At 75.5% G+C, this 17,677-nt stretch carries 12 protein-coding genes; 5 read left to right on the top strand and 7 right to left on the bottom strand.

The features are described 5' to 3' along the window. Nucleotides 1–36 precede the first annotated feature (36 nt). The gene (locus tag JOE68_RS10900; RefSeq protein WP_204842246.1) at nucleotides 37–1,323 is read right to left on the bottom strand and encodes a sensor histidine kinase; all 1,287 of its coding nucleotides are present in this window, start codon (nucleotides 1,321–1,323) and stop codon (nucleotides 37–39) included. Further along, nucleotides 1,320–1,997: a response regulator transcription factor gene (locus JOE68_RS10895; protein ID WP_204842244.1), complete on the bottom strand. Its 678-nt coding sequence runs from the start codon at nucleotides 1,995–1,997 to the stop codon at nucleotides 1,320–1,322. The genes JOE68_RS10900 and JOE68_RS10895 overlap by 4 nt, the downstream gene beginning before the upstream one ends. A gap of 421 nt (nucleotides 1,998–2,418) precedes the next feature. Between JOE68_RS10895 and JOE68_RS10890 the strand changes: the two genes are divergently transcribed. Next, on the top strand, nucleotides 2,419–2,859 hold the full coding sequence (locus JOE68_RS10890) for a hypothetical protein (RefSeq protein ID WP_204842242.1): 441 nt from the start codon (nucleotides 2,419–2,421) through the stop codon (nucleotides 2,857–2,859). Here JOE68_RS10890 and JOE68_RS10885 read toward each other — a convergent pair. Further along, on the bottom strand, nucleotides 2,829–3,725 hold the full coding sequence (locus JOE68_RS10885) for a neutral zinc metallopeptidase (protein ID WP_204842240.1): 897 nt from the start codon (nucleotides 3,723–3,725) through the stop codon (nucleotides 2,829–2,831). The genes JOE68_RS10890 and JOE68_RS10885 overlap by 31 nt on opposite strands. A gap of 15 nt (nucleotides 3,726–3,740) precedes the next feature. Then, nucleotides 3,741–4,784: a neutral zinc metallopeptidase gene (locus tag JOE68_RS10880; RefSeq protein WP_204842237.1), complete on the bottom strand. Its 1,044-nt coding sequence runs from the start codon at nucleotides 4,782–4,784 to the stop codon at nucleotides 3,741–3,743. 261 nt (nucleotides 4,785–5,045) lie between these two features. On the opposite strand from JOE68_RS10880, the gene JOE68_RS10875 reads away from it, so the two are divergent. The 4 genes from JOE68_RS10875 (at nucleotide 5,046) to nudC (ending at nucleotide 10,669) form a co-directional block, all read left to right on the top strand. Next, nucleotides 5,046–6,686 (top strand): DUF2207 family protein, encoded by a 1,641-nt coding sequence (locus tag JOE68_RS10875; RefSeq protein WP_307819628.1) that lies wholly within the window; start codon nucleotides 5,046–5,048, stop codon nucleotides 6,684–6,686. Between the two features lie 196 nt (nucleotides 6,687–6,882). Further along, complete coding sequence (locus tag JOE68_RS10870) at nucleotides 6,883–8,325, top strand: M16 family metallopeptidase (protein ID WP_239562206.1); 1,443 nt, start codon at nucleotides 6,883–6,885, stop codon at nucleotides 8,323–8,325. Further along, nucleotides 8,322–9,710 (top strand): M16 family metallopeptidase, encoded by a 1,389-nt coding sequence (locus JOE68_RS10865; RefSeq protein WP_204842233.1) that lies wholly within the window; start codon nucleotides 8,322–8,324, stop codon nucleotides 9,708–9,710. Before JOE68_RS10870 ends, JOE68_RS10865 begins: the two co-directional genes overlap by 4 nt. After that, on the top strand, nucleotides 9,707–10,669 hold the full coding sequence (gene nudC / locus JOE68_RS10860; protein WP_204842231.1) for an NAD(+) diphosphatase: 963 nt from the start codon (nucleotides 9,707–9,709) through the stop codon (nucleotides 10,667–10,669). Before JOE68_RS10865 ends, nudC begins: the two co-directional genes overlap by 4 nt. A 318-nt stretch (nucleotides 10,670–10,987) precedes the next feature. Here nudC and JOE68_RS10855 read toward each other — a convergent pair whose 3' ends face one another. From JOE68_RS10855 to JOE68_RS10845, 3 genes are read right to left on the bottom strand one after another with little or no spacing between them, the layout of a single operon-like run. Next, complete coding sequence (locus tag JOE68_RS10855; protein WP_204842229.1) at nucleotides 10,988–15,001, bottom strand: TIGR02680 family protein; 4,014 nt, start codon at nucleotides 14,999–15,001, stop codon at nucleotides 10,988–10,990. Continuing rightward, nucleotides 14,998–16,185 (bottom strand): TIGR02678 family protein, encoded by a 1,188-nt coding sequence (locus JOE68_RS10850; RefSeq protein WP_204842227.1) that lies wholly within the window; start codon nucleotides 16,183–16,185, stop codon nucleotides 14,998–15,000. Before JOE68_RS10850 ends, JOE68_RS10855 begins: the two co-directional genes overlap by 4 nt. Further along, complete coding sequence (locus tag JOE68_RS10845) at nucleotides 16,185–17,663, bottom strand: DUF2397 domain-containing protein (protein WP_204842225.1); 1,479 nt, start codon at nucleotides 17,661–17,663, stop codon at nucleotides 16,185–16,187. The genes JOE68_RS10850 and JOE68_RS10845 overlap by 1 nt, the downstream gene beginning before the upstream one ends. Nucleotides 17,664–17,677: the final 14 nt, after the last annotated feature.

Below are 17,677 nucleotides of genomic sequence, written 5' to 3'. Positions count from 1 at the left end.
CGACTCGCGCCACGTGGTCAGGCGACCGCCACGTGGTCAGGCGACCGGCACGTCGTCGTCCGCCAGCGGGATCCGGACCTCGAAGGCCGCGCCCGGACCGTCGGGCTCCACGTAGGACAGTTCGCCGCCGTGGGCCTGGACCACGCCGCGAGCGATGGACAGGCCGAGCCCCGAGCCACCGGAACGGCGGTCGCGGGCCTCGTCCAGCCGGACCAGGCGGTCGAAGATGCGGTCCCGGTCGTCGGGCGGGACCCCCGGACCGTTGTCGGAGACCACGATCCGCGCGTCGCCGCCGACGCTGGACACCCGCAACCGCACCCGGCCGGCCGGACCGGTGGCGTGCCGGGCGTTGTCGGCCAGGTTCACCAGCACCTGGGCCAGGCGCTGCGGATCACCCGACACGCGGGCCGACGTGCCCTCGGCGGCGATGTCGAAGCCGGGTGCGAGCAGCCGGGTGCGGCTCACCTCCGCCTCCGCCAACGCCAGGAGGTCCACCCGCTCCCGGTGCAGCTCCAGGCCCGCGTCGATCCTGGCCAACGCCAGCAGGTCGTCCACCAGCCGCCCGGCCCGCCGGGACTCCCGCACCAGCAGCAGGTTCAGGCGCTCCCGCTCCTCCGCGCTGCCGGTCTGCATCAGCGCCTCGGCCACCGCCTGCACGCCCGCGATCGGCGTCCTCAGCTCATGCGCCGCGTCCGCGACGAATCTCTTGGTCCGCTCCTCTTCTCCTTCCAGTGAGTCCAGCATGTCGTCGAACGCGGCGGCCGTCCGGCCGAGTTCGTTGTCCGTCCGGGTCGGGCTCAGCCGGTGGCCCCGGTCGCCCCGTGCGATGGACCGGGCCAGCGTGGTCATCGTGTCGAGGGGCGCCAACGCCCGGCGCACCACCAACACCAACGCCACCGCGGTCACGGCCAGCGAGCCGAAGCCGACCAGCAGCAGCAACCGGCGCAGTCGCGTCTGCGCGACGGTCATCACCGACGACTCGGCGTAGAGCGTGATCGTCGACCCGTCCGGGAGGTCGCGCGTGACCTTGTTGGTCACCTCCTCGTCCGGGACGTGACCGAACACCGCGCCGTCCGGCATCACCAGCTGCGCCTGCACCCCCCGGTTCTCCAACCGGTCCACCAGCTCCGCCCCGCGCACCCGCTGCTTGACCAGCGCGTGGGCGTTGCGGGACTTCTCCAGCAACGCCGTGTCGACGTCCCGCTCGGACTGCGCCGCGAACATCGCGTCCACCACCAGCACCAGGCCGACCAGCACGACGCCCAGCACCGCGATCGCCGAGACGGTGACCCGGCGCCGCAGGGACACGGTCCGCAGGCTCACGAGTCCTCCGCCCGCAGCACGTACCCCAGGCCCCGGACCGTGTGCAGCAACCGGGGGCCGTGCTCCTCCAGCTTCCGGCGCAGCGCGCTGACGTGCACCTCGACCAGGTTCGGGTCGTAGTCCTCGTAACCCCACACCGCCGTGAGGATCTGCGTCTTGCCGACCACCCGCCCGCGCTGGGCGGCCAGGTAGCGCAGCAGCCGCAGCTCGGTCGCGGTCAGCTCCACGGGCGCGCCCCCGCGCAGCACCACCGCCGAGTCGGCGTCCACGACCAGGTCACCGATCTGCACGGTCGACGGCGTCCGCCCCAGCCTGCGGAGCACCGCGCTGACCCGCGCCACCAGCTCGGCCAGCACGAACGGCTTCACCACGTAGTCGTCCGCGCCCGCGTCGAGACCGCGCAGCCGGTCCGGCACACCGTCACGGGCCGTCAGCATGACCACGCCCGCCCCGCTGGTCCGCCGGACGACCTCCAGCAGCAGGAACCCGTCCCGGCCCGGCAGCATCACGTCCAGCACCACCAGGTCGGGGCGGAACCGCGCGAGTTCGACCTCGAGGTCCCGGCCGTCCGGACGGACCTGGACCTGGTAGCCCGCATCCCGCAGGGCCGAACTCACCGCGGCGCCGATGGCTTCCGCGTCTTCGATCACCAGCACTCTGGCCGCAGTGGACACCTCCTCATTCTGGGCGGTGGGGGCGGACCCCCGCCCGCGCCTTCAGCTCGCGCTCAGGCGAGCCGCCGGGCGGCGGTGGAGCGGTGGGGTGAGCGCGCCGGGCTCACCGACGGCGCGGCGCCCGACCGGGTGGGCGGCCCGGTCGGCCGGCGGCGGGGCGGTCAGGGGCCGTGGGCGGGCGGAAGAGCAGGTCCGAGGGCGGACGGGGGGCGGGCGGCGGCGAAGCGGCGCGTCCGGAGTGGACTGTGGGCGGTTCTCGTCATGGGTACATCCTCGAACTGGCGTTCGACAGGGGTCAAGATCACGATCGGGTGATGTGGACAGAGCGCCTCCGCCGCGTCCAACCCGGCGTCCAACCCGGCGTCCAACCCGGCGCCCACCCCTGCGACAGCGCCACGCCCGGTCTGCGACCATCCACCCCGTGGCGGTTCGGCTGAGCCCAGTCCGGTGGGCCCTGGTCCTGCTGGTCGTCGGACTGGCCGGGATCGCGGTGGCGGTCGCGCTCTGGCTGCCGGGGAGCCGCTCCGCCGAGGTCAGGAGGGTCGAGGCGACCGTGGTCACCCCGGCGTCCTGCGGCGGCCCCGACGCCCACGACCGCGTCGAGCTCACCATCGGCGGCCAGACCAGGACCGCCAAGCTCGACGGCTGCGGCCACCGCGAGAACGAGGTCGTCGAGGTCGTCGTCCCCGCCGACACCAACGGCGACCTGGTGGTGCAGGTCGCGGACAGCGCCCCGGTGAGCACGCCGTTGCGCACCCGCCTGGCCGCCATGCTGACGTGCCTGAGCGGCCTGGCGGGCGGGCTCTACGCCCACCTGCTGGCCAGGCGGGCTCAGCCGACGGCCTCCGCCGAAGCCGCGTAGGTGTTGCACGACGTGGTCACGCCCGACGTGAACCCGTAAGACGCCCACTCGGCCTGGTTGTCCGGGCTGCCGTGGGCGTTCTTGTCGGCGGGCTCCTCCACGGCGTACTGGAAGTCCTCCGACGCCTCCTGCGCCAGTTCCGCGCCGATGGAGTCGGACGTGGCCGTGAGGAACATCCCGGCGAAGCAGTTCGCCTGCAACTCGATCCGGCGCGACATCTCCAAGCCCGCCGGGGTGTCCTCGCCCGCGTCGACGATCTTGCTGTCCGCCGCGCGCAGCAGACCGGTCAGCGCCTGCACGTGGTGCCCGTACTCGTGCGCCAACGTCGCCAGGTGCGTGCCGGCGCGGTCACCGCCGCCGTTGTCGCGCATCCGGGAGGTGGGCATGTAGATGGTCTGGTTGCGCCCGCAGTAGTACGCGACCGCCTCCTCCTCGGAGGGCGCGGCACCGCACGGGCCGTCTTCGAGGTCGGGTGACGTGTTCAGCGCCGGCTCCTCGAACGGCAGGTTCGCCTGCTCCAGCGCGGGCCGCCACGCCCGGTCGAGGCACGCCACGCCGGCCTTGTAGTACGCGGCCAGCTCGGTGTCGGACACCCCGAACGCCGGCAGCGCGCACGTGGCGCCGGTCAACCGGACGGGGGAGGTGAGCAGCGGGTGGTCGGCCAGCCGGTGCACGGCGCGCGGTCGGGGCGCTTGAGCGGGCGTGGAGGCCACGGGCCCCTGCGCCGCGGCCACGGGACGACCGTCGATCCGCCGGCTGAGGTCCAACTGGGTGGCCAGCCCGAGGCCCAGCACGCACAGGACGATCAACGAGAACACGCCGATGAGCACGATCGGGTTGTTCTTGGGCTCTTCGGGCGTGTGCACGGTCCTCCAGTCGGGTCAGCTGACGTCCGCCGCGCTCGCTACCCAAGTGTTGCACGCGCTCGTCTCATTGCTCTTGAAGCCGTGGTTCACCCACGCCGCGTTACGTTCCGGCGCGCCGTGGTCCCGGTTGGGGTAGATCGGGTAGTCACCGCGGTTGCCGGCGTCGGTCAGCGCCACCGAGATGACGTCCTCGGGCACCGCGCCGTGCGACAGGGGCGCCAGCGTCATCCCGCCGAAGCAGGTGGCCTGGAGCTCCTTGCGCCGGTTGAGGTCGAGGCCCGCCTCGGTGTCCCAGCCGCCCTTCTCGTACTGGGCCTGGCTGGAGGCGCGCAGGATGCCGGACAGCCACTGGATGTGGTGGCCGTACTCGTGCGCGAGCTGCCCCAGGTACTTGCCGGGGTGGTTGGGGTTGGCCGAGCCCTGCTCGTTCGCGTAGTGGTTCGGCGTCCAGTAGATCGTCCCTTCGCAGTACATGGCGGTGCGGTCGGGGCCCATGGAGCCGCACGTGTTGGTGATCTGCGACGTCACCATGACCAGCTCCACCGGTTGGTAGGGCAGGTTCGCCTTCTGGAACGACGGCTTCCACATCGCCTCGATGCACGGCAGCGCCGCGCGCAGGTACTGGTCCTGGCCGCCGGGCGAGTAGTCCATGCCCGGCAGCGGGCAGCCGTCGATGTTGAACGCCCCGAGGCCGGCGCCGTGGATCGGGTTGTCACCCAAGGTGATGACGGCCTTGGGGCCGGCCTTGGACGTGCTGGCCGCCGTCGACCTGGGACTGCTGGAAGCTGTGGTGGTCCTCGTGGTCGGTTCGGTCGTGGTGGTCGTCGGCTCGTACGAGTACGTGTAGCTCGAATAGCCCGAATAGGCCGAGTCGTTGACGCTTTTGCGCGTGCTGGTCGCCGCGACGATCCCGATGGTCGCGATACCGAGGACGACGACGCCGATGATGACGCCCGCGATGAGCGGACCGTTGCTCTTCTTGCGGGGCATCGGGGGGTACGGCTGGGGCCAGCCGGGCTGCGGCCCCCAGTGCGCGGGCGGCGGCTGGGGAGGCGCCATCGGCGGCATCCCGGGTGGCGGCGCCTGCTGCGGCCAGGGCTGCGCGGGCGGCATCGGGGGGACGTTCCCGTGGGGCTGCCGCGGGGGCAGCGGACCGGCCTGCCGGGGGCTCAGCGGGGCGGGCACGGGCGGCGGCCCGACCGGTCGTGGCGGCGGCCACCCACCCGGCGGCGGTGGTTGCGTCATCGCTGGTGATCCCCCATATCGCGGATGCCCGAATCAGCACTGAAGCATAGGCGGACTCCGCTATTCTCCGCGGCCGTGTTGAAAAACTGGGGAGCCGCGGTCACCTGCGCCGTCGCGCTGTGCTCGGTCGCGGGCGCGGCGTCGGCGCAGCCGAGCAGCCCGGCCGGGCTGCCCGGCACGGTCGCCGCCGACGTGCGCCTCAAGCTGGAGCGCGACGGCAGGCTGAGCGTGACGGAAGTCGTCAGCGTCCCCGACGGCAGGTCCGTCAAGCGGGTGATCCCGCTGCGGATCGCGGTCAGCGACACCCGGGACCGGGTGTTCGAGGTCGACGACGCGTCCGTCGCCGGCGGGGGGACCGCCACGGCGTCCGCCGACGAGCTGGTCATCGCGCTGGAGCCGGGCACCTCGACCGTCACGTACTCGGTGGTCGGCGCGGTCGCCAAGATCGGTGACGCGCTGGAGCTGCGCTGGCAGCCGGCGAGCGGCTGGGACACCGCGCTCGACTCGGTGCGGGTCTCGGTGATCACGCCGGACGCCCCCAAGTCGGTCAACTGCCTGGCCGGCCCGCCGGGCACCGCCAAGCCGTGCACGACCGCCGAACTGGGCGACGGGCGCGGTGTGCGGGCGTCCGAGATCGGCCTTCCCGCAGGTGAGCGTATCGACGTGGCGGTCGGGCTGCAGGACGGCGCGGCGCCCGCGAACGCCCGCGTCGAGGAGACCTCGGGGCTGGCGGCGGCGTTCGCGCTGACGCCCGTGACCGGGGTGGCGCTGGGCGGGCTGGCCCTGCTGCTGCTGGGTGGCGTGCTGCTGCTGTGGTACCTGCGGGGCCGGGACCAGCGGGCGCTGGCCGGCGACGTCGGGCCGGTGGACGTGCTGGTGACCGACGGCCACGGACGAGTGGCGTTCGCTTCGCCCGACGGGGTGCTGCCGGGCCAGGTGGGCACCGTGGTGGACGAGCACGTCGACGTCGTGGACGTGACCGCCACGATCGTGGACCTCGCGGTGCGCAACTACCTGTGGATCGAGGAGGTCGGCGGGCTGGACTGGCGGTTCGTCCGGCGCAACCCGGTGGACACCGCGCTGTCCGGCTACGAGCGCGCGGTGTGCTCGGCGCTGCTGCCCGACGGGGTGGACTCGGTCCTGCTGTCGGAGCTGCGCGGCCGGCGGATCGACCTGGGCCGGGTCCGCGACGAGCTGTACGCCGACGTGGTGGCGAGGAACTGGTTCGCGCGGCGGCCGGACGCCGAGCGCGACCTGTGGTGGTGGGCCGGGATCGGGCTGGCCCTGGCGGGCGCCGCGCTGACCGCCGTCCTCGCCCTGGTGACCGGGCCGGCGCTGTTCGGCCTGGTGGTCGTGGTCGCCGGCGCCGCGCTGGCGTGGGGGTCGCGGTCGATGCCGGCCCGCACCAAGCGGGGCAGCGCCCTGCTGGAGCACGTGCGCGGGCTGCGCGGGTACCTGGTCTCGGCGACGCCCGGTGACATCCCGGAAGCCGACCGGGAGATGGTGTTCTCCCGGTCACTGCCCTACGCGGTGGTGCTGGGGGAGGCGGAGCGGTGGTTGGGCGCGTTCGCCGCCGGCCGGTCCGGGCTGTACTGGTTCGGGGAGTCCGAGCAGGCCGGTGACCTGCGGCGATTCGCCCAGCGGTTCCCGGCGTTCCTGGGCGCGGTGGACGGCGTGCTGGCCCAGGCGGGGCACCTGAGGTCGCTGCGCCCGTGACGACCACCCGATCGTGACCTTGCCCCAGCTCGAACCCCTGTTCGACAATTGACCCGTCCGATCACCGCCCCGCAGGGCAGCGGGGCGGGTGGGCGGACGCGGCGCCGGTCCGGTCCGGTCCGAGCGGGCGGGGGCGTCGGTCCGGGCGCGCCGACCTGCGGTCCTCTCGGAGCGGGAAACCCGTAGGCTGCTTTCCATGGCGCTACCCGAGCTGCACAGGTTCACGCTTCCCAACGGCCTGCGGGTGGTGCTCGCCCCAGACCCGAGCGCCCCGGTCGTCGGGGTGAGCGTGCACTACGACGTGGGTTTCCGTTCGGAGCCGGAGGGTCGGACAGGGTTCGCGCACCTGTTCGAGCACCTGATGTTCCAGGGCAGCGAGAGCTTGGAGAAGCTCGCGCACTTCCGGCACGTGCAGTCCTCGGGCGGCACGTTCAACGGGTCGACCCACCCCGATTACACCGACTACTACCAGGTGCTGCCGTCCGCTGCGCTGGAGCGGGCGCTGTTCCTGGAGGCGGACCGCATGCGGGCGCCGAAGATCACCGAAGAGAACCTGCGCAACCAGATCGACGTGGTGAAGGAGGAGATCCGACTCAACGTGCTCAACCGGCCGTACGGCGGGTTCCCCTGGATCCTGCTGCCGCCGGTCCTGTTCCAGACCTTCCCGAACGCCCACAACGGCTACGGCGACTTCACCGACCTGGAGAACGCGACGGTCGACGACTGCGCGGCGTTCTTCGACACGTACTACGCGCCGGGGAACGCGGTGCTGACCGTCGCGGGCGACTTCGCGCCCGAGACCGCCAAGGCGCTGGTGGAGAAGCACTTCGGCGACGTGCCCGCACGGCCCGTGCCCGTGCGGCCGTCGTTCGCCGAGGCGCCGCCGAAGGGTGAGGTGCGCGCCGAGCACACGGACAAGCACGCCCCGATGCCCGCCGTCGCGCTGGGTTACCGCATCCCGGACCCGGTGAGCGAGGTGGAGGGGTACCTGTCCTACCTGGTGCTCGCGGGCGTGCTGACCGACGGCGACGGCTCGCGGCTCCAGCAGCGGCTGGTGCACCGGGACGCGCTCGTGGTCGACGTGGGCGCCGGGTGCGGGCTGTTCGGCCCGCTGGAGGCGCGCGACCCGGACACGTTCAGCATCACCGCGATCCACCCGCCGGACATCGCGGCCGACCGGGTGATCGCGGCGGTGGACGAGGAGCTGCTGCGGCTGGCCGAGGAGGGCCCGACGGAGCAGGAGCTGGCGAAGGTCACCGCTCGCTGGGTGTCGACCATGCACCGGGAGCACGACCGGCTCACCAGCCGGACGCTCGGGCTGGGTTCGGCGGAGCTGCTGTTCGGGCGTGCCGAGCTGCTGTACGAGCTGCCGGACAAGCTGGCCGGGATCACCACCGACGTGGTCGCCGCGGCCGCCAAGGCGCTGCGACCGGACTCCCGGGCCGTCCTGCTGCTCAACCCCGCCGGCGCGCCGGCGGCCGACGCGGAGACCGGCGCCGCGGCTGACCCGGCGGCCGACGCGACCACCGCGGCCGGCACCGCCCCTGCGGCCGGCGCCGACGCCGCGACCGGCGCTGCCGACCAGACCACTCCCGACACCGCGGCCGGCGCCGCTTCTGACAACGGAGGTACCGAGTGAGCGCCCCGACGACGCACCGCAGCGCCGAGGAGATCGGCCGCACGGGGCCGGGGCCGCGCCCGCTCCCGGAGCTGGGCGAGCAGCGGGCCACCGCGGACCTGTCCTCGGTGGACACGGTGCTGGCCAACGGCCTGCGGGTGATCGCGGTGCGCCGGTCGTCGGTGCCGCTGGTGGAGGTGCGGCTGCGGGTCCCCTTCGCGGACCCGGCGGCCTCCAGCGCGGGGTCGGCGCACGCGGCGCGGGCCGAGGTGCTGGCCAGCACGGTCCTCACCGGCACCGCCACGCGCAGCCGGGTGGACGTGGACACCGAGCTGGCGCTGGTCGGCGGCGAGCTGGACGCGGTGGTCGACCCGGAGCGGCTGGCGCTCTCCGGCAACGCGCTGGTGACCGGGTTGGACACGGTGCTGGACGTGCTGCGGGACGTGCTGACCGGCGCGACCTACCCGGCCGAGGAGGTCGAGCGGGAGCGGGCGCGGCTGGTGGAGCGGATCCGGCTGGCGCGGTCGCAGCCGAGCGTGATCGCCCGGGAGGCGCTGCAGCGGCACCTGTACGGCGACCACCCGTTCGCCAAGGAGATGCCCGAGGCCGAGGAGGTCGCGGCCGTCACGCGGGACGAGGTGCTCGCGCTGCACGCCGCGGCCGTGCTGCCGCGCGGTTCGGTGCTGGTGGTCGTCGGCGACCTGGAACCGGACGCCGCCGTGCGGGCCGTGGAGGGCGCGCTCGGCGGGTGGACCGGTGAGGGCAGCGCGGTGTCCCTGTCGCCGCTGCCGGTGGTGCGGGGCGGGGACGTGCTGCTGGTGCACCGGCCGGGCGCGGTGCAGTCGCAGATCCGGCTGGCCGGGCGCGGCGTGGTGCGCACCGACCCGCGCTACCCGGCGCTGCAGATCGCCAACCTGGTGTTCGGCGGGTTCTTCTCCTCCCGGCTGGTGGAGAACATCCGCGAGGACAAGGGCTACACCTACAGCGCGCGGTCGCACCCGGAGTTCACGCCGGGCGGCGCGTCGCTGCTGGTGGACGCCGACACGGCGAGCGAGGTCACGGCCGCCGCGCTGCTGGAGACCCGGTACGAGCTGGGGCGGCTCGCGCTGGTCCCGCCGACGGAGGACGAGGTGGGCACCGCGCGCCGCTACGCCGTCGGGTCGCTGCTGACCGCGACGTCGTCGCAGGGCGGGCTGGCGTCGTTCCTGGTGGGCCTCGCCGGGCTCGGGCTGGGGCTGGAGTGGTTCACCGGGCACCCGGAGCGGCTGGCGGCGGTCACCGTGGAGCAGGTCGCCGAGGCGGCGCTGGAGTTCTTCGCGCCCAGCGCCTTCACCGGGGTCCTGGTCGGCGACGCGGAGCTGCTCGCCCCGCAGCTGCGGGCGTTGGGCGGGGTCGCGCTGCCGTGAGCTTCGAACTGGTGGGGCTGCCGGCGCTCTCCCGGTTCACGGTCGACCGGCGGGAGCCGCTGCGCGGTGACGCGGAGCGGCTCGCCCAGCTGTGGCCGAAGGCGCGGGTCGTCCTCGTCGACGGGCGCGGGCGGGCGCTGGTGGCCGACCGGGGGTCGCGGCTGGTCGACCGGCCCGCGACGGAGTTCGGCGACGAGCCGCCGGAGGAAGCCGTGCTGCTCGGCGAGCAGCACGGCGTCGCCTACTGGGCCGTCCCGGCGGTCGGCGACGAGAGCGAGGTCGTCGCGCCGTCGGGCCGGGTGTGGCCGCAGCCGGAGCTGACCGACCAGCCGCAGTGGCTCGACCTGCGGGCGAGCGGCGCGTTGCTCGACGACACCGGCGCCGGGCTGCTCACCTCCGCGGTGGCGCTGTTCCACTGGCACCGGTCGGCGAAGTTCTGCACCGCGTGCGGCGGCGAGACCCGGTCGGCCAAGTCCGGCTGGGTGCGGGTGTGCACGCGGTGCGGGCGCGAGGAGTACCCGCGCACCGACGCGGCGGTGATCTGCCTGGTGCACGACGGCGCCGACCGGGTGCTGCTCGCGCGGGGCGAGGGCTGGCCCGAGGGGCGGTACTCGGTGCTGGCCGGGTTCGTCGAGGCGGGCGAGTCGCTGGAGGCGTGCGTCGCGCGGGAGATCGAGGAGGAGGTCGGCGTCCGGGTCGGCGACATCCGCTACCTCGGCAGCCAGCCGTGGCCGTTCCCCCGGTCGCTGATGATCGGGTTCCGGGCCGTGGCCGACCCGGCCGAGCCGCTGCGCCTGGCCGACGGCGAGATCGCGCAGGCCAAGTGGGTCGGCCGGGCGGACGTGCGGCGGGCGTTGGCGGAGCCGGGCAGCGTGCCGGACCTGCTGCTCGCACCGGGCGCGTCGATCGCGTACCGGATGATCCACTCCTGGGCGACGACGGATCCCGCCGGTTCGTGATCCGGCCCCCGCGGCGGCGGGTCCGGCCGGCGTGGTCCGGCCCCGTCGCCGGGTCCGACTGGCGTGGTCCGGTCCCGTCGCCGGGTCCAACTGGCGTGGCCCGGCCCTGTCGGTAGGTCCGGACGGCTCGTGGTCCGGCCCCGTCGGCGGATCCGGCCGGCGTGGCCCGGCCCTGTCGGTAGGTCCGGGCGGCTCGGGGTTCGGTCCCGGCGGTGGGTCCGGGCGGCTCGTGGTCCGGTTCGTGATCCGGTCCGGGCGCGGGCCGCGTGACGGGCCCGGCTGGAGCGGATCAGCCGGGCCCGGTCGGGCGAGCGGCGGTCAGGGGTCGACCCGGTCCAGGGCCGCGCCGTCCCACGTCGTCCGGGTGCAGGCCACGCCCCGGCCGTTCTTGGGGCGCAGGACGTCGTAGATGTGCATCCTCGGGATCCTGTCGGACACGCCCCAGCCGCTCGGCCACGTGATGACCCAGTCCATGTCCAGGTCCACCAGCAGCCCCAGCATCCGCGCGATCGTCGGGTCGTCCAGCCGCTCGAACGCCTCGTCCAGCAGCACCAGCCGCAGCGGCGAGAACTCGCCGCTCACCGCGTCGTAGAACGACGCCGCCGCCGCGAACAGCGTCACGTACGAGATCAGCCGCGTCTCGCCCGACGACAGCTGCCGCAGCCGCCGCTCGCGCGGGTTGCCGTCCGGGCCCGTGTCGGCGACCGTCACCGTGAACTGGTGCCACGTCCGGTAGTCCAGGGCCCTCGACAGGATCTCCGCGTAGCTGCCGGTGTGCGCGTCGCGCTCGGCCTCGATGCGCTCGGTGAAGACCCGGCGCAGCACCGCGTCCTGCTCGGGGTCGCGGTCGGCGTAGGGCAGGCGGACCAGGGCGAGCGCGTCGCGCGTCTCCTCCTCCAGCGCCGCCGAGGGCTTCCACGCCAGCTTCACGTGCACGCCCTGGCTGGACCGCGCCCGGCCCAGCACCTCGTTCATGCGCTTGCACAGGTCCTCGGCCACGGCCACCTGCCCGCGCAGCCACTCCGCCAGGTCCCGGATCAGGTAGTCGGCGAAGATGGCCTGGTACCGCTCGTCCAGGAACCCGCGCTGCTCGGCCAGCCGCTCGCCGACCCGCCGCGCCGCGACCGCGACCGGGCGCGCGCCCTCCTCCCCGGTCACCGTCACCGTCAGCAGACCCTCGTGCTGCTCGGCGGCGATGTCGTGGCTGCCGGCCAGCGACGTCTGGAGCGCCTGGAGCTTCGTGATCACCGTCGTCTCGCCCGCGCCGCGCCGGTCGGTCGCCGCGAGGGCCGCGCGCACCGACTCGACGTCCTCCGGCACCTCCGGCAGCGCCGCGACCAGCACGCCGGGCGCCTGGACGGTGGCCCGGAACCGCTCGGCCGCCGCCGCCCGCGCGCCCTGCGCCGCGCCCAGCTGCTCGGCGGCGGTGTCCAGCTGCGCCGACAGCTTCGCGGCCTGCTCGCGGGCCGTGGCGACGCGCTCGCGGACGCCCTTCAGCTCACCCCGCAGCTCCAGCCGCTCGCGCTCGGCGGCGGACAACCGGTCCGCGACCTCCCGCGCCTCGCCGCCGATGGCGTCGGCCAGCTCGGCCAGCGCGCCCGCCTGCGCCGCGTAGTCCTGGCACCGCGCCTCGGCGTCGGACTCGGCGGCCACCCGGTCGGCCACCGCCGAGCGGTAGCGGTGGGCGGCGTCGGCCAGGTCGGCGACCGTCGACCGGCACTGGCGGCGCAGCACGTCGCCGAGGCGGTCGGCCGTGCGCTGCGCCTCGGCGGCGGCGCCCTGGGCCTGGCGCAGGCCCTCGGCGGTGGCGGGCAGGCCCGCGTCGCCCGCCTGGCGCACGACCTCGGCCCGCGCCGCCTCGCCGCGGGACCGGGCCCGCTCCAGCTCGGCGCCCAGCTCCTCGGCGCGGCGGGCCGCGCGGTCGGCGGACTCCTGCGCGGCCTGGAGGCGGCCGTGCCTGGCGACCAGCTCGCGGTCGGCCGGGAAGCCGGCCAGGTGGGACTCCCACCGCTCGACCAGGTCGTGGGCGGTGGCGAGGTCGGCTTCGGCCGTGCCCAGGTCGGCGCGCAGGGCGGCCAGTTCGTCCGCCAGTTCGGCGATGCGGCGGTGGCGGGCGGCCTCGCGGGCGCCCGCGCCGATGAACTCGGCGGCGCCCTTGTGCCACGCGCCGGTCAGGACGCCCGCCCGCCAGCGTCCGTCCGGGGCGACCGCGAACGGGCCGTCGGCCGCCGAGACCGACGCCAGCAGGGCCGCCACGACCTCGGCCGGCACCGGCGAGGTCGGCTCCACGGCCGGGACCAGCAGCGAGGCCAGGGTCGGCTCGGCCGCCGGCTCGCCCGGGGCCGCCAGCACGTCCTGCCGCCCGCCCTCGACCCGCCCCGACGCCGTCACCCAGGCGTCGAGCAGCCCGGACGCCTCCAGGGCCGCTTCCAGACCCGCGCGCCGCGCCTGGTCCACCTCCGCCCGGAAGTCCACCAGCCGGTAGAACGGCGACCCCGCGGCCGGGTCCCGCTCGGCCACCGCGTGGCGGGCCCGCTCGGGCGCGCGGGCGGTGCCCGAGCGCAGCGCCGCCAGCTCCGCGTCCAGCGCGCCGATCGCCGCGCGCAGGTCGCCCCGCCGGGCGGCGGCGGCGTGCGCGGCCTCCCGGGCCGACGCCACCAGCGGCCCGACCCACTCGCGGGCGGTCGACGCCAGTTCGCGGGCCACCGCCGGGTCGACCGACGCGGGCAGCGCGAGGTCCGCCGCCGGCCGGCCGGGGCCCGCGCCCCGCCACGCCCGCACATCGTCCAGCCACCGCTGCGCGACCTCGGCCAGCTCCCGCGCCTCCCGGTCGCGCAGCGCGGCCGACTCGGTCGCCGCCTGCCGGGCGTCCTGCGCGGTCTGCCGGAGGGCGTCCACCTCGCGCTGCGCCGCCTCCAGCTCGCTCGCCCGCTGGTGCAGCGCGAGCGCCAGCGCGCCGCGCCGCCGGGCCAGCGCCGCGACCTCCGCCGCGCCGGCCGCCGCCGGCTCCAGGTCCAGGTCCGCCGGCGCGGGCGGCACGCGGCGCTCGACGGGCAGGGGGTCGGCCTCGGGGTCGGGCTTGGCGCGGGCGGTCTCCGTGCGCACCTGCGCGTCCACCGCGGCCACCCGCGGCACCTCCGGCACCGGCGACGCGTCCAGCCCGGCCGCCCGCAGCTGCCCGCGCAGCGGCTCGACCAGCTCCTCGGCGGCGCCCAGGTCGTCGGCCAGGCGGCGCAGCAGCCGCAGCACCCCGTCGACCGCGCCGTCCTCCTGCGCCCGCTGCTTGCCCGCCACGTCCAGCGCCGCGACCGCCGACGAGCGCTTCTCCTCGACCAGCTTCTCGCGGTTCCGCAGGTCCTGGAGGTCGCGGAACGCCGGCAGCTGCCGCAACGCCCCGATGGTCTCCTCGGCCCGCTGCTCACCCGCCTCCAGCGACTCCAGCGAGTGCTCCGCCGAGGCCCGCTGCGCCACCGCCTCCGCCAGCGCCGCCGACAGCTTCGCCGACGAGCGCTCCAGCTTGCGCACCGCGTCCTCGGCCGCGCCCAGCCGGTCCGCCGACGCCCGCAGCCCGCCCAGCGCGTAGTCCGCGTAGGTCTTGAGGAACGTGCCCAGCGCCGCGTCCGCCGACGACAGCCGGGCGATGTTCTCCCGGATCGACTCCAGGTCGTCGAACGACGTCGCGAGCTGCTCCACCATCGCCTGGTCCAGCGGCGGCAGCGCGTCGGACAGGATCTGCTCCAGCTGCCCCTCCAGCACCTTCAGCCCGACGTCCGGGTTGCGCAGGGTGCGCTGGAGGTGCAGCAGGTCGCCGTAGCGCGCGGCCGGCACGCCGTACACCACCTCGGCGATCCTCGCCCGGAACGCGGCCTCCTCCAGCACGCAGTCCGCGCCGACCAGCTCGCGCAGCTGCGCCGGGCCCAGGGGGGTGCGCTCGGCGCCGACCAGGGACAGGTCGTGGCCCACCCGCCGCGGGGTGACGAACCGCCACGAGTCGGTGATCGCCTGGGAGGTCCTGGACGCCTTCACGCCCAGCCCGCAGGTCAGGTGCTCCTCGCCGCGGACCAGCTCGACCCACGCGTACCCGATGCGGTTGGGCCCGCCCTCGTAGTCGTCCAGCATCAGCCGGCGCAGGCTGACCGTGTCGAAGCCCTTGGAGCCCACCTGGCGCAGGTCGCCGTCCAGGCACAGCGGCAGCAGCAGTTCCAGCGTGCGCGACTTGCCGGACCCGTTGGTGCCCTGGAAGATCGCCCGCCCGCCGGAGAAGTCGAACGTCTGCTCGGTGTACTGCCAGATGTTGACGATGCCGCCGCGGTGCAGCCGCCACCTGTTCACGCCTTCTCCTCATCACGCGGGACGTCCGGTGCGTCGAACAGCGACCAGCCGGGCTCCGCCGGGGGCGGGGGCGGCGGCTCGACCGCGTGCTCCGGGTCGCCGTCGGGTCGGGGGCGCCAGCGGTGCGCCACCGCCGTCAGCTGCCAGCCCCGGTCGGTCGGCGTCGCCGCGCCGGCGCGCCGCAGCAGCTCCAGCACCTCGTCGGCCAGGCGCTCCAGGTCGTCGGTGAACTGCTTGGACCACGCCGACGGGTGGTCGCGCACCAGCCGCGCGCACACCGCGACCAGCTCCGCGCGGTCGACCGGGCGCCCGCCCGCGACCGGCTCGCCCGCGAGCAGCTCCGGCAGCGCCAGCAGCGCGATCCGCGCCACCGTGGAGGCGCCGGGGAAGTGCAGGTCGGTCAGGTAGTCCTCCGGGTCGGCCGCCAGCACGCCCTCCGCGCGGCACTCGGTGCGCAGCCCGAACGAGGTCTCCAGCAGCGCGGACTCCCTGCGCTGGTGGCGCCGCAGCCACTCCGACTGCTCGGCGGGCAGGTCCGCGTGCAGCACCACCGGGTCCTCCACCAGCCTGCGCCGCACGGCGTGCTCCACGCCGCGCGGTCCCGGCCGGGCGGCCAGCTCCACCAGCCGCTGCGGCGTGTCGGCCTCCGCCACCGGCCCGGTCAGCAGCCGGCCGAGCAGGTCCGTGTCGACGGTGATCAGCGCCTCGGCCTGCACGTCGACCGTGCCCTCGGTCTCGTGCAGCACGCCCAGCGACACCAGGTGCCGCAGCGCGGCCGTCAGCGCCCGCCGGTCGGCCACGTCGTCCACGACCCCGATCCCCGCCTCCACGGCCGCCGCGCGGATGTCGGAGACCAGGCGGGACAGCAGGGCCTGGCGGCCGATGCCGGTCAGCACCGCCATGGTCAGCGCCAGGTACGCGTAGCCGCGCGGCGACATGCCCGGCACGCCGCGCGTGTCGTCCGCCCCCGGACCGGCCTTGTACAGGCGCGCGAACCGCCGCTCGACCACCAGCCGGTAGCCCAGCAGGCGCGCGAACAGGTCCTGCAGCGCGAACCGGTGCCGGTACACCAGGGTCAGCAGCTCGCCGTCCGGCCCGTCGGCGCGCAGCAGCGGGCGCCGCAGCAGGGTGCGCGCGCAGCGCACCACGTCGGCCGCGTCGATCTCGGAGAGCCCGTCGAGCATCAGTCGAGCACCAGCGCCGAGTCGTGCAGGGTCAGCGTGCCCGCGCGCGAGCGGATGCGCGTGGCCCGGCCGGCGGCGTGCGCCACGGTCACCCGCAGGCCGCGCACCGGGTCGGTCGCCGAGCCCGGGTCGGTCGCCGAGTCCCGCTGCGCCATCGCCAGCGTCAGCAGCTCGCACAGCACGCCCAGGGCCTCGCCGGACAGCGTGGTCGTCGCCAGGTCCGGCGCGGCGGCGGCCAGCTCGGCGACCGAGGCGGCCCGGCGCTCGTCGGCCTCCCGGGCCTCGGCGAGCAGGGACTGCTCGGTCAGCGGGTCGTCCAGGATCCGCGACGCCCGGCCGCGCGCGCCCCGGTCGGCCCGGCCGCGCACGCTGACCGCCACCTCGTGCACCGGGCCGTCCCGCCACGGGGTGCGCTCGTCGTCGCCGTCGTGCTCCGGGGCGGGCGAGAGGTGCCGCGCCGAGTACAGGCCGAACGCCGCCGCGTACAGCCGGTGGCCCTCGGCCCGGTCGCCGGCGTCGAACCACGCCGCGAGCTTGAGCAGCTCGGCGCGCCGGCCGGGCAGCAGGCCGCCGCCGGAGGTGGCGCGCTTCACGCTGGCCAGCAGCGAGCCGATGGCCCGCGCCGTCGCGTCCCGCAGCGCCGTCACCTGGCTGGGGCGGCCGGGCCGGTCCACGAACCAGTCGGTCAGCTCCTGCCAGTCCTCCGCCGAGCGCCCGCGCGCCCGCTCCACCCGCTCGCCGAGGTCGGCGCGGCCCAGCAGGCGCAGCAGCTCGCCCCGGGCCGCGGTCAGCCGGGCCAGGGCCGCGGCGATCGCCGGCGTGTGCCGCAGGACGTCCTCCACGACCATCTGGATGTACTCGACCAGCAGGTTGCGGAACCCGGAGATCTCCTCGGGCGCCAGGTGGTGCCTGGTCACGACCTGGCCCAGGTAGGCGTAGAAGTCGCGGACCGTCGCGGCCAGCTCGGCGTGCTGCAGGAACAGCGTGGTGACCTGCTCGGCCAGCGCCTCGCGCGGCCGGCGCGCCCCGCCGGCCAGCGCCTCGGCCAGCGACCGCCCGAGCTGCCCCAGGCCGCGCTCCACGGCGGGCAGCAGCTCCCGCGACACCTCGCGGGCGCCCTCCGGCACGCGCAGCAGCTCGTCCACGTCGCGCTGGACGCGCACGGCGAGCTTCGACACCTGGTAGCGCACGCTGCCGTGCTGGAACTCGGCGATGCTGGAGGCCACCACCTCGCGCCTGCCCTGCACCAGGTTGCCCCACTCGACCAGCTGCCGCAGCCGGCTGAGCACGTTCTCGATGCGCGACTCGCCCGGCTCGACCCGGCCCTCCCGCTCCGCGCCGGCCAGCGCGCCCGCCACCTCGCCCGCCGACAGGTCGGCCAGCAGCGTGGCCGTGAACAGCCGCATGATCGCCAGGTACGTGCGCTGGTGGTCGCGCGCGTCCAGGTACGCGTAGAGCTTCAAGCGGGCCGGTTCCACGGGAGGCCACCCTA

The organism is Saccharothrix algeriensis, from assembly GCF_016907655.1.
GTDB classification, from domain to species: domain Bacteria; phylum Actinomycetota; class Actinomycetes; order Mycobacteriales; family Pseudonocardiaceae; genus Actinosynnema; species Actinosynnema algeriense.
Note: the sequence above shows the minus strand (reverse complement) of the source record. Positions and strands in the feature narration are given on the sequence as shown.

What these genes read in the sequence shown, in the direction of transcription:
- JOE68_RS10880 (WP_204842237.1), bottom strand. Translation starts at nt 4,784, where the DNA reads ATGGCGCCTCCCCAGCCGCCGCCCGCGCACTGGGGGCCGCAGCCCGGC.
- JOE68_RS10850 (WP_204842227.1), bottom strand. Translation starts at nt 16,185, where the DNA reads ATGCTCGACGGGCTCTCCGAGATCGACGCGGCCGACGTGGTGCGCTGC.
- JOE68_RS10870 (WP_239562206.1), top strand. Translation starts at nt 6,883, where the DNA reads ATGGCGCTACCCGAGCTGCACAGGTTCACGCTTCCCAACGGCCTGCGG.